General features: G+C 70.3%; 12 protein-coding genes. 5 read left to right on the top strand and 7 right to left on the bottom strand.

All coding sequences use genetic code 11. The annotated features are described in order from the left end of the window. Positions 1–2: 2 nt before the first annotated feature. Entirely contained in the window at positions 3–401 is a 399-nt protein-coding gene (locus GPZ80_RS19425; RefSeq protein ID WP_187222040.1) for a DUF6292 family protein, read from the top strand. On the opposite strand, the gene GPZ80_RS19430 is transcribed toward GPZ80_RS19425, so the two are convergent. The 3 genes from GPZ80_RS19430 to GPZ80_RS19440 all read right to left on the bottom strand — a co-directional run bounded on the left by GPZ80_RS19430 (position 380) and on the right by GPZ80_RS19440 (position 5371). After that, entirely contained in the window at positions 380–598 is a 219-nt protein-coding gene (locus GPZ80_RS19430; RefSeq protein ID WP_187222470.1) for a hypothetical protein, read from the bottom strand. The genes GPZ80_RS19425 and GPZ80_RS19430 overlap by 22 nt on opposite strands. Beyond that, a complete protein-coding gene (locus tag GPZ80_RS19435) occupies positions 595–1542 on the bottom strand; it encodes an acyl-CoA desaturase (protein WP_187222043.1) in 948 nt (315 codons plus the stop codon). Before GPZ80_RS19435 ends, GPZ80_RS19430 begins: the two co-directional genes overlap by 4 nt. A 280-nt stretch (positions 1543–1822) precedes the next feature. Further along, positions 1823–5371 (bottom strand): carboxypeptidase regulatory-like domain-containing protein, encoded by a 3549-nt coding sequence (locus tag GPZ80_RS19440; protein WP_187222045.1) that lies wholly within the window; start codon positions 5369–5371, stop codon positions 1823–1825. Positions 5372–5628: 257 nt separating this feature from the next. Between GPZ80_RS19440 and GPZ80_RS19445 the strand changes: the two genes are divergently transcribed. The 3 genes from GPZ80_RS19445 to cobA all read left to right on the top strand — a co-directional run bounded on the left by GPZ80_RS19445 (position 5629) and on the right by cobA (position 7889). Further along, a complete protein-coding gene (locus GPZ80_RS19445) occupies positions 5629–6033 on the top strand; it encodes a hypothetical protein (RefSeq protein ID WP_187222047.1) in 405 nt (134 codons plus the stop codon). A 131-nt stretch (positions 6034–6164) separates the two neighbouring features. Next, complete coding sequence (locus GPZ80_RS19450; protein ID WP_187222049.1) at positions 6165–6614, top strand: winged helix-turn-helix domain-containing protein; 450 nt, start codon at positions 6165–6167, stop codon at positions 6612–6614. Between the two features lie 48 nt (positions 6615–6662). Further along, complete coding sequence (cobA, locus tag GPZ80_RS19455) at positions 6663–7889, top strand: uroporphyrinogen-III C-methyltransferase (RefSeq protein WP_187222051.1); 1227 nt, start codon at positions 6663–6665, stop codon at positions 7887–7889. Between the two features lie 497 nt (positions 7890–8386). On the opposite strand, the gene GPZ80_RS19460 is transcribed toward cobA, so the two are convergent. The 3 genes from GPZ80_RS19460 to yaaA form a co-directional block, all read right to left on the bottom strand. Then, entirely contained in the window at positions 8387–10021 is a 1635-nt protein-coding gene (locus tag GPZ80_RS19460; protein ID WP_187222053.1) for a DEAD/DEAH box helicase, read from the bottom strand. A gap of 259 nt (positions 10022–10280) precedes the next feature. Continuing rightward, positions 10281–11240 (bottom strand): serine protein kinase RIO, encoded by a 960-nt coding sequence (locus GPZ80_RS19465; protein ID WP_187222055.1) that lies wholly within the window; start codon positions 11238–11240, stop codon positions 10281–10283. Between the two features lie 175 nt (positions 11241–11415). Continuing rightward, positions 11416–12156 (bottom strand): peroxide stress protein YaaA, encoded by a 741-nt coding sequence (yaaA, locus tag GPZ80_RS19470; protein WP_187222057.1) that lies wholly within the window; start codon positions 12154–12156, stop codon positions 11416–11418. 76 nt (positions 12157–12232) lie between these two features. Between yaaA and GPZ80_RS19475 the strand changes: the two genes are divergently transcribed. Beyond that, a complete protein-coding gene (locus tag GPZ80_RS19475) occupies positions 12233–13183 on the top strand; it encodes a GNAT family N-acetyltransferase (protein WP_187222059.1) in 951 nt (316 codons plus the stop codon). Here GPZ80_RS19475 and GPZ80_RS19480 read toward each other — a convergent pair. Further along, positions 13173–13538, bottom strand: coding sequence for a VOC family protein (locus tag GPZ80_RS19480; RefSeq protein WP_187222061.1), 366 nt, complete (start codon positions 13536–13538; stop codon positions 13173–13175). The genes GPZ80_RS19475 and GPZ80_RS19480 overlap by 11 nt on opposite strands. Positions 13539–13566 lie beyond the last annotated feature (28 nt).

The following is a 13566-nucleotide window of genomic DNA, read 5'->3' on the forward strand; positions in this document are numbered from 1 at the left end:
ACGTGAACAACGCGGACAGCACCTACGCCCTCCGGCGCGGCCTGGAGGCCTACCTGCGTGCCGTGGCCGAGGCCATCGACCTGCCCGCTGAGGGAACCTCCTGCGAGATCAGCGACACCGCGACCGCCTACGTCGCCCTTCCCGGGCGGCCGGGCAAGGACCTCATGCTCCTGTGGGACGAGCGCGCCGGGTGGTCGCTGGCGATCGAGCACAACCCGCCCGGCAAGGCCGAGACCGTGGCCAGGCTTGGCACCGACGTCGTCCCGGCGCCCGACGACGTCGCCGCGTTCGTGGAGAACGCCGTCGCGGGCCGGTCCACGAGCACGGACCGGCCCGCGACGGCGAGCGACAGGGCGGCGTTGGCCGAGCGGCTCAGCGGCTACATCGCCGGGCCCACATAGGCCAGCAGCGGGTCGTGCGGCCGCTCGGTGCCCGCGTCGAGGCCGAGCATGAGCAGCAGTTCCCGGCAGTCCTCGACGCCGACGGACTGGCCCGCGACGACCACCGCGGCCCGGCCGCGCTGCAGCACCATGTCGTCCAGGGCGTCGGAGCGGGAGCGGGCGAAAGTGGACATCGGACCGGTGAGAGCTTCGCTCACTTGGATACCGCCAGTTTCTCGAGTCGTTCCTGAGTGGGCCAGCGGACCTGCCACACCCAGCCGAGCTTCTCGAACACCCAGATGAGCCGGGCCGAGATATCGATCTGACCGCGCAGCACGCCGTGGCGGGCCGAGGTCGGGTCGGCGTGGTGGGAGTTGTGCCAGGACTCGCCCATCGACAGGATCGCCAGCGGCCAGAAGTTGGCCGAGCGGTCGCGGCTGGTGAACGGGCGGCTGCCGATCATGTGGCAGATCGAGTTCGTCGACCAGGTCACGTGGTGCTGGAAGGCGACACGGGCCAGTCCGGCCCACAGGAAGCCGGTCAGCGCGCCCCACCACGACATGGTGACCAGGCCGCCGATGACGGCGGGCAGGCCGACGCTGAGCGTCACCCAGAGCGGGAACAGCTTGTCGAGCACCTGGATGTCGCGGTCCTCGGCGAGGTCAGGCGCGAAGCGGTCGATGTTGGTGCGGTCGCGGCCGAACAGCCAACCCATGTGCGCGTGCCAGAAGCCGCGCAGGATCGCCTTCGGCGACGTGCCGAACAGCCAGGGGGAGTGCGGGTCGCCCTCGCGGTCGGAGAACGCGTGGTGCCTGCGGTGGTCGGCGACCCAGCCCAGGACACTGCCCTGCGCGGCCAGCATCCCGGCGATGGCCAGGGCGATCCGCAGCGGTCGGGCGGCCTTGAAGGCGCCGTGCGTGAAGTAGCGGTGGAAGCCGATGGTCACACCGAGCGTGGACACCGTGTAGAACACCGCGGCCACCGTCAGGTCGACCCAGCTCACACCCCAGCCCCACATCAGCGGGACAGCCGCCAGCAAGGCGATGAACGGGATGATCAGAAACGCGCGGATCGTGATGATCTCGGTCCGCGAAGCGGGCTCACCGAAGATCGGTTTGGGCGCTTTGGGGGGTCGTTCAAGAACGGAAGAACTCGCTGACATGGTGAAAACTCGTCTCGGGTGTCGTGGGCGCCTGTTCCCGGCGATCGGGACGAACATGCTGGATTGTCAGGTCCGCGACCCTGGTCCCACGACACGCTCAGTGTCCGCCGGGGCATCCGCGGCCCAATCCGGGGGCTTGACGCCACCCGGTCTGTCGAGACGGACGGTTCCTGGTCCGGTCCGAGAATTCTCTCGACTGACTACAGGATACCCCGAAATGCCCGGAGGCAACCTCCGTCGAGCTGAAGGCTGCCTCCGGGGGTGATCGGACTACTCGGGGCTATTCCGTCCGGTCCGGACGATGCGTGATCCGCACCGCGTTCAGGACCGGTGGTTTCTTGCCCGCCTGAGCGGCGAGTTCGATGGCAATCGACCCTCCATCTGGGACGGTCACCCAGAATTCGTGCACGTCCGCGGTAAGCGCGCCGACGCGGGCGGCGATGTCGTAGTTCGCCAACACCTTCGTCCCGTTGACGGACACGTCGAACACCCGCCTGCCCACCGGCTGGAAGGCGTTGAGCTCGGCGAAGTTCAACTGGACCTGGTATGTGCCCGCGGGCAGCGTGTCGAACCGGTAGCCACCCGCGCTTTCCCGCTGCGACTGGAACAGCGCGTCGTCCTCGGTCCCCGCGATCGCCTTGCGGGTGGTCGTGACCGGGCCCGCGCTGAGGTAGCCGGAGCCGCCCGGAGCCCAGCGCTGGTCATCGACCCAGACGTCGGTGTCGCGGTCGGTCATACCGGCGCCGCCGACGTTGATTCCCTTTCGGTATTCGGGAACCACGAGCCGGACGGGGACCGTCAGCGTGGGCGTGCGGCCCGCGTTGGTGGTGAACGTGATGACCGAGTCGTGCACCCCGGGCGTGAGGCCGACCGGGTCGACGCGCACGGTGACCGCCTGCGCCGACTCGGGTTTCACGCTCGAGGTCCCCGGCACCGCCCACAGCCACGCCGCGCCGCTGCTCAGGCTGTAGTCCAGCGACAGAGCGCTGGTGCTGCGCAGCGACAGCGTGGCGGCGCGCAGCTGTCCGGCCTGCGCGAGGAACGCGAGCGGGGTGGTGTCCAGTTCCGCGCGTGGCGTGTTCAGGGCCACGTTCTGGGTGTGGTCGCCGTTGAGGGTCAGCGGCGAGGAACTGGCAACGTAGTGCTGCTTGGTGACCTCGACCGTGTAGTCCGCGGCGAGCAGCCGCAGCCGGTAGGCGCCGTCGGCGGCCGTCGTGGTCTGGGCGACCTCGGTGGCGCCGTTCAGCGCGCGCACCACCGCGCCCGCGACCGGCAGGGCGTCGTTGGCGTCGGTGACGGTTCCGCTCAGCACGCCGCTCGCGGGCGGGGTGAAGCGGATCGACTGGGCGTTGCTCAGGACCGGTGAGTTCAGCGAGTACTGCAGCGCCACGGTTCCGGTGCCGTTCTCGATGCCGACGGTCGCGGAGCTGCCGGTTTCCCTCGGGGTCGCGGAATCGAGATTGCGATAGCGCAGGGACACCTCGCCGTTCTCCGACAGGACCGCCTCCACGTCGATGCGCGTGGTGGTGGCCTGGAAGAAGGTGGCGTTGCGCCACTCGATGACGAACTCGCGGTTCGGCGCGGTGCCCGACGTCTTCGTCATCATCCGGCTGGAGGCGTCGATGAGCAGGTCGTCCCAGAAGGGGTAGATCGCCGCGTTGGGCGCGGCGGTGCCCGGGAGCGCCGCGTTCGCGTACGCCGTGCTGCGGGCCAGGAAGTTGACGTGGCCGTTGGTCGCGACGTGCGCTTCGCGGTAGGTCTTGCCGTAGAAGAAGAACTCGAACGGCAGCGACACCACGGTGGCCTGATCGTCGCCGGTCAGCGCCAGCGGCGTGTCACCCTCCACATAGGACGCTGTCTCCAGGGTGCAGTGGTGGCCGAAGGAATCCGAGCGGTTCGGCAGGGTGAAGTCGATGGTCTCTGGGCCGTCGACGGTCAGCGCCTGGGTGCGCGGATCGGAACAGCCGCCCGCGGACGCGGTCAGCTGGTAGTCGCCGTGCGGGACCCTGTGGACAACAAAAGCGCCGTCGGCCCCGGAAGTGACAGACTGAATGGGCCCAGGAGTGATCCGGACAGTCGCGTTGGCCACCGGCTGTCCCGCCGACGAGCGGACGACGCCGGTGATGTCGCTGCTGGGCTGGGGAACCAGAGCGACGTCGCGCGTCGTCGTCTGGCCCTCGGTGACGGACACCGTGCCCGCGAGTGTGCCGTACCCGAACGCTGAGACCGAGATCGTGTAGTCACCGATGGGAAGGGAGGAGCTATACGAACCAGGTGCCCCAGTCAGTAGCGAGCGGTTGCTCGGGCCGGTCAGCTCGACCCTGGCCCCAGAAATCGGCGCGGCGGTGGACGCGTCGGTGATGGTGCCGGAGAGCGTGCCGACCGGGCCGCGCGGGGAACGGTCGACGGCGGCGTAGGCGTCGAGTTTGCCTTCGCCGAACACGTTGTTGTCATCAGCCGTGCCGCCGCAGGTGAGGGCGTCGACATCGACGGCGGTGTCGTCGAGCAGGGCTTCGGTGCGGGCGATGTCGCCGACCAGGCTCGGCGCCGACGACCACATCAGGGCGACCGTGCCGGAGGTGTGCGGCGAGGCCATCGAGGTCCCGCTGTTGGCCGCGTAACCGTTGCCGGGGACTGACGAGCGCACATTGACACCTGGCGCGGCCAGGTTCGGCTTCACGTCACCGTTCTCACCGGGGCCGCGGCTGGAGAACGAGGCAATCGCGCCGTTGACGTCGAACGCGCCCGACGAGTACGACTCGCGGTTGTCGCCGGGGGAGCCGGCGGTGTTGCAGCCGGGGCCCGAGTTGCCGTTGGAGAACGACGGGAAGATGCCCGCCGCGCGCCAGGCCTGCACGGTCGCCCGGTACCAGGGGTCGATCGTCCCGCCGTTCGACGCGCCCCACGAGTTGTTGACCACGTGCGGGCGCAGGTCGGGACGCGGGTTCGCGCCGCTCGAGTCGGTCGGGGCGAGCATCCACTGGCCCGAGGCGAGCAGCGCGGCCTCGGAGCACCCGTTGGACTCGCAGCCCTTCGCCGCGATCCAGCGGGCGCCGGGGGCGACGCCGACCTGGTTGGCGCCGTCGCCACCGACCATGGTGCCCATCGTGTGGGTGCCGTGGCCGTTGTTGTCACACGGGGTGCCGCCCGGGCAGACCCGGGACGGGTCGAACCAGTTGTGGTTGTGGTCGAACGTGCCGGACCCGGTGTTGCCGCGGTACTTCCCGACCAGCGCCGGGTGGTCGAACTGCACGCCGGAGTCGATGTTGCCGACCACGACTCCTTCGCCGCGCACACCGAACCCGGACCAGACGTCGTCGGCGTTGATGGCGGCGAGACCCCACTCGACCGCGTTCACCGCGGTGGCGTCGGCGCCCGGCCGCGGTGTGGGCAGAGCGTAGGTGTGCGTCGCGAGGATCGACGCGACCTCGGCGCGCTTGGCCAGTGTGTCGGCCAGGGCGGCGGTTCCGCCGCGCACGAGCAGGGCGTTGGTGATGAAGAACGACTGGTAGTCGACCCGCGCGCCGTCCAGGTCGGCCCGGACGGGGGCCTGGCTCCGGTCGGCGGTCTCACGCAGCGCGTCGAGCACCGCCTGGCCACGCGCGTCCCAGTCGGCGACCTGGGACGGTCCGGAGAGGTCGGCCTGCTCGGTGAACACCACCCAGAAGTCGCTGCTGTCCTTGACTTCCAAGGCTTCGGCGACGGCGCGCTCGATCTTGTCGGCCGGGTCCGGCTCCGCCAAGGCGGGGACGGTCAGGGTGCTGAGCATGGCGAGTAGAGCGGTGAGCAGGACCAGCCAGGCCCGGCCGGGATGACGGTGGGGTAACAAGGTCGCTCCCATCTTGTGCGGTCAGGGGTGCCCGCGCGTGTGACCGCCGGTAGTTGGCTGATAACCACCGGTTCCATTCGACGTTTCCCTACCCGTGATCCGCCGTGAAGGACTCCAGGCGGGCGGTATCGGGTCGATTCGCGGCCGGCGTGCCCGGACCTCGGACCCTGCACGGAAGGGCAGTTCGGCCGCGTCGCTTCCCGGTCGCCCCGGCGAGGTTGGAGCTGACCACTGACCGAGTCGGCGTAGGAGCAGAGATGACACGACACGTGACGTCCGCCCCCGAGAGAGTCCGCCATCGGGGCGCGTTGACCACACTCACCGCCACCGTGGCGGTGTGGGCGTATGCCGGCGCGGTCGGCATCATCGGCGGCGGGATCGACTTCGGACCGACCATCGAGGGCAGACTGCCCTGGCAGAGCACCACTCTGGCCGGGGTGGCCCTGCTGCTCGGGGTGGCCGGGCCGATGACCGCAGCGGCCGTCGCGCTCTGGCGTCAGGCTCCGTACGCCACCAGGACGGCGGTGATCGCCGGCGTGATGCTGGTTGGCTGGATCTTGGTCCAACTCGCGTTCATCCGCACGTTCTCCTGGCTGCAGCCGGTGTGCGTCGTGCTCGGTCTTGCCGTCGTCGGCCTCGCGGTCCGGGCCGCCACCCCCTGATCTCAGGTCAGGGGGTGGGCTGGTCCAAAAAGCTGTAACAAAGCGAACCCTGTGGCGAAAGGCCTTGTCAGTGGATGACGTGCCTGGGGGTTGGCGTGCTCAATGGCCTGGATACACCGCTCGTGTTCTGCGTGGGGACCACCGCCGATCAGCTTGCCGCCGTCGCGGCGGCCACCGGCGGCCAAGTCGCGGTGCTCTATCTGCCCGACTCGTCGGCGTTGCGGGCTGTCCTCGACGGGGAGTCGGTGCTGCCCGCGCACCGGGTGGTCGAACAGGGCAAGCTGCGCCTCGACGCCGATCTGCGGGAGGCGACCTGGCACGGCACCCGGATCACGCTGTCCTCGCGGGAGTTCGACCTGCTGTTCGCGTTGGCCGGCGACCCCGGGCGGGTGTGGGCGTTCGCGGAGTTGACCACGCTCGTGTGGGGCAGGCCCTACGTGGGCGACACGCAGGCCGTGGTGTCCGCTGTCAAACGATTGCGCCGGTCGTTGCGCACGGGTGCGCCAGGGGTTGTCGTCGAGTCGGTGCGCGGTGTCGGATACCGGGTCCGGGTGGCGGAGGTGCCAGTTCCGTCACACTGACGGGCGTGGGTGAGTGGCGTCCGGCGGCGGACCAGGCATGCTTGCGCAATGGCAGAGCAGCATTATCTGGTCGGACTCGATCTCGCGGGCCGCCGCGTCGTCGTGGTCGGCGGCGGCACCGTCGCTCAGCGCAGGCTTCCCCGACTGGTCGCCACGGGCGCCAAGGTCGAGGTCATCGCGCCGGAAGTCACCCCGTCCGTGCAGGCCATGGCCGACGCGGGCGAACTGACCTGGCACGAGCGCCGCTACGCCGGCGGCGACCTGGCCGACGCCTGGTATGTGCTGTGCTGCACGTCCGACACCGACGTCAACGCCTCGGTGGCCGCTGAGGCCGAGCTTGTCCGCGTGTTCTGCGTCCGTGCCGACGCGGGCAGCGAGGGCAGCGCGGTCACCCCGGCCAGCGGCTCCTACGACGGCCTGCTCATCGGTGTCCTGGCGGGCGGGGCCCATCAGCGCTCCGCCGCGGTCCGCGACGCCCTGCTCGACGCCCTGCGTGAGGGTCGGGTCTCGGACCAGGCCCGCACCCCGGAACTGCCCGGCGTCGCCCTTGTCGGCGGCGGCCCCGGCGACCCGGAACTGATCACCGTCCGAGGCAGGCGCCTACTGTCCCGGGCCGACGTGGTCGTCGCCGACCGCCTCGGCCCCCGCGACCTTCTCGACGAACTGCCGCCCTCGGTGACGGTGATCGACGCGGCCAAGATCCCCTACGGCCGCGCCGCCACGCAGGAAGCCATCAACGACGCCTTGATCACCCACGCGCGCGCGGGCAAGTTCGTGGTCCGTCTCAAGGGCGGAGACCCGTATCTGTTCGGCCGGGGCTTCGAGGAACTGATCGCCTGCGCCCAGGCAGGCGTGCCGGTCACCGTGGTCCCCGGAATCACCTCGGCCTTCGCGGTGCCTGCCGTGGCGGACGTCCCGGTCACCCACCGGGGCATCGCCCACGAGGTCGTGGTCGTCTCGGGCCACGTCGGCCCCGACGACCCCACGTCCCTCACCGACTGGTCCGCCCTGGCAAAACTGCGCGGCACCATCGTCCTGATGATGGGCGTGGACAAACTGGACCAGTTCGCCAAAACCCTGATCGAAGGCGGCCGCCCGTCATCAACGCCGGTCGCGGTGGTGCAAGAGGGAACCACACGCAACCAGCGCATCCTGCGGTCCACTTTGGACACGGTGGCGGCTGATGTGGTGTCGGAGGGAATCCGACCCCCGGCGGTGACGATCATCGGGCCGGTGGCAGGCCTGGCGGGTGAGTTGGAACAGCCCGAAAGCTAAGCCCGGCCATCCGGGGTTGCGCGGCGTGCCCTGGTTGTTGGTGGCTGTTTGGGTGGAGTGGTTTCTTTGGGGCCCCTACGAAGAAAGGCCCCTGTCGTGGAAGAGCGGGTGGGAAGCCTTCGGCCCCCACGACCACAGCAAGTTTAGGGGCCTTTCTCGTCCCCCAAAGAAACCGCTCCACCCAAACAGGCCGTCGGGCGGTCAAGCGCGAGGCGTAGCGGTGAGAGTGGCAACTGCGTGTCGACGCACACCCAAACAGGCACCCACCACCAACCGCCGAGCCGTCTGCCCTGTACCGCAGGTCGCCCGTGCTGCCTCCCCGCGCGGCGTATCGCTGAACCTCCGGCCCGCACCGCGAATCGCCGAACCACCAACCCTGCACCGCGCAGTCGAACAGCACGCGCGCAGCCTGCTCAGCGTTCGATTAGACCCAACGCAAACGAAAGCCGCCCCCAGGTTTCCCCAGGGGCGGCTCTCAGTGTCTATCTATGCCGAGATCAGTAGCGGCGGTCTCCGTCACGCGACCCACGGGCGGCACCGGCAGGTGCCGAGCGGCGGTCGTCCGAGCGGGGAGCGTCGCGGAAGTCGCGGCGCGGGCCGTCGCCGCGCGGGGCGTCCGTGCGCGGGCCGTCGCGGAAGTCGCGGCGGGGGCCGTCACGGAACTCGCGGCGCGGGCCACCCTCGCGGGGGGCGTCGCGACGGTCGTCACGGGGGTGGTGCGCCTCGCGGGCGCGGCCCTCGTGGCCGTGGCTCTCGCGGCCGGTGCGGCGGCGGAAGTCACCGCCACCCCGACGCGGGGTGTGGCCACCCGAGCGCGGCGGACGGGCCGGTGCGACCCGCTCGATGACCGGCTCGCCGGACGGGGTGCGGGCACCGGTGATGCGCGCGAGGTCCGGGTCGCCGGGGCGCACCTTGGTGCTCTCCGGCTTGACGCCCGCCTTGTCCGTCATCCGCACAACCGTGCGGCGCTGGTCGTGGGTGACCACCGTGACGACCGTGCCGGACTCGCCGGCGCGCGCCGTACGGCCGGCGCGGTGCAGGTAGTCCTTCGAGTCGGCGGGCGGGTCCACGTGCACGACCAGGCTGACGTTGTCGACGTGGATGCCGCGGGCCGCGACGTCCGTGGCGACCAGGACGGGCATGTTGCCGTCACGGAACTGGCTCAGGACGCGGTTGCGCGCACCCTGGGTCTTTCCGCCGTGCAGCGCGCCTGCGTGGACGCCGACCGAGCGCAGCTTGTCGGCGAGACGGTCCACGTGGTGCTTGGTGCGCACGAACATGATCGTGCGACCCTCGCGGGCGGCCATCTCGGCGATGACGTCGGCCTTGTCCTGCTTGGACACCAGCAGCATGTGGTGGTCCATTGTGGACACGCTGGCGGTCGCGGGGGCGACCGAGTGGGTGACCGGGTTCTTCATGTACCGCTTGATCAGCTGGTCGACGTCACCGTCGAGCGTCGCCGAGAACAGCAGCACCTGGGCGTCGGGGTCGGCCTGGTCCATGATCTCGCGGACCTGCGGCAGGAAGCCCATGTCGGCCATCTGGTCGGCTTCGTCGATCGCCATGTACTGCACGTCGTGCAGGATGCAGGTGCCCTGGCGGACGTGGTCCGACAAGCGGCCCGGCGTGGCGATCAGCAGGTCGACACCGCGCTTGAGGGCGTCGGACTGCCGCGGGAACGACATGCCGCCGACGGCGGTGCGGACCCACAGGCCCAGCGACTTGCCCAGCGGGGTGAGCGCGTCGCTCACCTGCAGCGCGAGTTCACGGGTGGGGACCAGGATCAGCGCACGGGGGCGCAGGGCGCGGGGGTTGCCGCCCTGGAGGCGGGCGAGCAGCGCGAGGCCGAAGGCGAGGGTCTTGCCCGATCCGGTCTGCGCGCGGCCGAGCACGTCCTTGCCCTTGAGGGCGTCGGGCAGCGTCGCGGCCTGGATCGGGAAGGGGGAGGAGATGCCTGCGTCAGCCAGCGCCTTGAGCAGCGGCTGCGGCAGACCGAGGTCGGCGAACGAGATGACGCCCTCTTCGTGGAGGTCGTGCTTGCCCTTGCCGCTCTGGCGGTGACGGGGCTTGCGGTCCTCTTCAGTGATGTCGTTCGAAATCAGGTCGTTCGTGGGCAGGGCAGTATTCTGCACGGGGTCCTCTCCGGACGTGGCACGTCTCGGGAGGCTCCGCTCTCTTCAAAGGAGACCGGCAGGCATTCACACGGACGGGCCCGGCGCGTATGTCACGCCGTTAGTTGCGGGTGGCACCGCTGGCCATCCGGCGGTCATTCGGTTGCCGGGCGGGGAGCGACGTACATGTGTCGCTCACGATGCGTGTCTAGGTTAGCGCACACCCAGTAGCGAGTGCGCACCAAGGGACCAGGATCACGTACGCCGCTCCCCGAGTCGATCAGTCGATACCGGCCGTGACCAGCAGACGAGCGGTCAAAGTGGCCGGATCGGCCACGTCTTCGGGCAATCCGCGAGAACGGAACCACCCCGAAATGTTGGCAACGTCACGCGCGAGGAACTCCGGTCCGCGGGGATTCGCGATGAGATCGACGACTTGGGGGAGGTCGATCAGCATCAGGTGTCCATCGTGGACCAGCGTGTTGTACGCCGACAGGTCCCCGTGGGTCAGGCCCACGACCGCGAACAGCTCCAGGCCCGCGACGAGTTGCTCCCACAGCTCGCGCAACTCGTCCCGCTCCGGGCGAAGCTGGGCGAGCCGGGGCGCGGCTTGGTCTTCCTCGTCGCGCAGGAACTCCAGGAGGATCTCCGTGCCGTCGCGCTGGACCGGGTACGGCACCGGGGCGCCGATGGACCACAGCCGCGACAGCGCGGCGAACTCGGCGACCGCCCACTGCTCGGCGATCAGGTTGCGGCCGAACGCGCTGCGGTTGGCCATCGCGCGCATCTCGCGGGAACGGCGCATCCGCCTGCCCTCGAGATAGCCCGCGTCGCGGTGGAACATCCGGTGCTCGCCGCTGCGGTACCGCTTGGCGGCCAGCAGGCAGCGCAGACCGTCGGGGACGGCGCGTTCGATGACGAACACGTCGGCCTCTTTGCCCGTCTTGAGCACGCCCAGTTCGGTGTCGGCCGCGGCGAGGTCGGTGATCAGCCAGTCGGGCCGCGGGTGCGGACCCTGGTCGCTGTCACCCCACGTGGACCAGCGGTCGGCGCCGTCGGGGAGTTCCTCGGCGGCGGTGTAGGCGTCGTCGCGGACGCGGGCCAGTCGGGCCTTCTCGGCCTCGGTGAGCCTGCCCGTGCGCTGCGGCTGGGGATCGTCGTCGAACCGGACACGGCGCATGCGGCCGCGCGGGGTGCTGTCGAAACTGTCGAACTCGTCGGTGAACTCGTGCTTTCGCACTGGTGGGTCTCCTAGACCTGGGAAGGAAGCCCCACCGCGAGAGTCAGCGACGTGGGGCGGGTGACCGGGCTGGTGCGGCCACCGGGACAGTCATCACCACAGCGCACCTCCTCAGGTCCTTCTTCGCCTCTGTCGCGCACAGCTTGCCCGGCCCAGGTCAGGGCCGTCAATCGAATTAAACGACGATCAGGTCGAGCGACTTCTTGCCGGTCGGTTCGAGCCGCATCCCGTTGGCCGCGGCCACCGAGATCAGGGTGCGGACGGAGCCCGGTTCGCGCGGGGCCAGCGCCAGCGCGGCGGCGAGTCTGCCCTTGTACGCCTTGTTGAAGTGGCTGACCGTCTTGCGCCTGCCCGCGCCGTCGTCGGTGACCACGCGGACGGTGACGGCGTGCGGGATCGCGGCCAGGTTGGCGTAGGCGCCCGAGCGCAGGTCGACCACCAGCTCGTCCACAGTGGACAGCGTCTTCTCCAGGTCGGACCGCCACAGCGTCCGCAGGCCGCCGACGCCGGGCAGGACTGTGTCGCCGGAGAGGCGGTAGGCCGGGATCGGGTCGCCCGTGCGCACCACCCCGAACAGGGCGGACGCCACCGCCAGTCTGCGGTTGGCCCGGTTGCGTTGCGGCTTGGTGAACGACTTCGCGTCCAAGGCGTCGTAGAGGACGCCGGTGTAGCGCTCCAGCGCGGGCATCGTCGGCGACTCGCGCAGGACCGCGTTGCGGGTGACCTCGTCGGCCTGGCGTTGCGAGAGGCCGAGCGCGGCCAGGCTCGCCGGGACGTCCGCGGCCAGCTCGCTCAGCGCGGTCACCAGCCGCTCGCGCACGGGCGTGAGCTCGGGGAACGACAGGGCGGTGAGGTCGAGGGGCGCGCCTGCGCCGCCCTCGGCCTTGGTCTCCGATGGGGGCAGCAGCACGAGCACGCGGTGAGCTTAAGCGGGTGGCGGCGCGGTCGGTAATTCGGTCGATCGCGGCTCGCGCCGGTCGTACCGTCGGTGGATGACCATCACCTGGCGGAACCTGGTCGCCGACGACGCCGATCAGTGGGTCGACCTGCGGGCCGCGGCCGAGGCGGTCGACAAGACCGGCGAACACACCGGGCCGGACCAGTTCGCCGAGCTGATGGCCGACCCGACCACCGGCACGGTCGGCGGGTTCGACGGTGACCGGCTGGTGGCCGAGGGTGTCGTCTGGTTCAAGGCGGGCAAGACCGAGGTCAACGGGGTGCCCCTCGATGGGCACGTGCGTCCGTCGCACCGCAGGCGGGGCATCGGGCGGGAGTTGCTCGATCGACTCGTGGTGGTGGCCGAGGACCTGCATGCCGCGCACTGCCCGCACCTGCGGCTGGAGCCGCGGTCGTCGACCCATGAAGGCAACCCCGGGCACACGGCGCTGCTCGTGAACGCCGGGTACGTGCCCGTCCGCTGGTTCTTCGACATGCGCGCCGAACTCGACGGGCAGACCCCGGACCTGCCGTTCCCATCCGGCCTCACCGTCGAGAAGTACACCGCGGCCATCGACGACGAGCTGCGCCGCACGCATGACGACTGCTTCGTCGAGCACTGGGGCAATACGCCTTCGAACCCGGCCTACTGGACCGCGCATTACACCGGCAACCCCGCGTTCGCGCCCGACCGGACCGTCGTCCTGCGCGACGACGCGACCGGCGAGATCGCCGCCTACGTCATGGGCTACGACTCCCCGGCCCACACCGCCGCCACCGGGCTGCGGGATCTGTGGCTCGGCCAGGTCGGCACCCGCAAGGCCTGGCGCGGACGCGGCGTGGCGACCGCGCTGCTCGCCCAGGTGCTGCGGGAGTCGCGCGCGGCCGGGTACGACACGGTGACGCTCGCCGTGGACGCAGGCAACGCGACCGGCGCCCTCGGCGTGTACGAGCGGTGTGGGTTCAGCGTCGTCGAGCGGTGGACGACCTATGCGCTCATTCGGTAGACGACGCGACGCAGAACTCGTTGCCCTCAGGGTCGGCGAGGACCGACCACGTCAGGCCGGGGATCTTCTCCTCGCCCAGCACCGACGCGCCGAGGCCGACCAGCCGCTCGACCTCGGCGAGCCGGTCCTCGGTGTGGAAGTCGAGGTGCGCGCGGTTCTTGCCGTCGCGCTTCTCCGGCACGCGCTGCAGGCCGAGGTACGGGACCTCGCCGAGCGCGCTGCCCTCGGGCAGCAGCATGACGAACTCGCCGCCGTAGTCCTCGCTGATCTTGTAGTCCATCGCGGCCGCCCAGAACTCCGCCAGTGCTCGCGGATTCTCGCAGTCGATCGTGGTCCCGCCCAGGTGGATGGTCATGGCGGGCATGCTGCACCCGACCACCGAC

The sequence above is a fragment of the Actinokineospora xionganensis genome (genome assembly GCF_014323725.1).
Classification (GTDB): domain Bacteria; phylum Actinomycetota; class Actinomycetes; order Mycobacteriales; family Pseudonocardiaceae; genus Actinokineospora; species Actinokineospora xionganensis.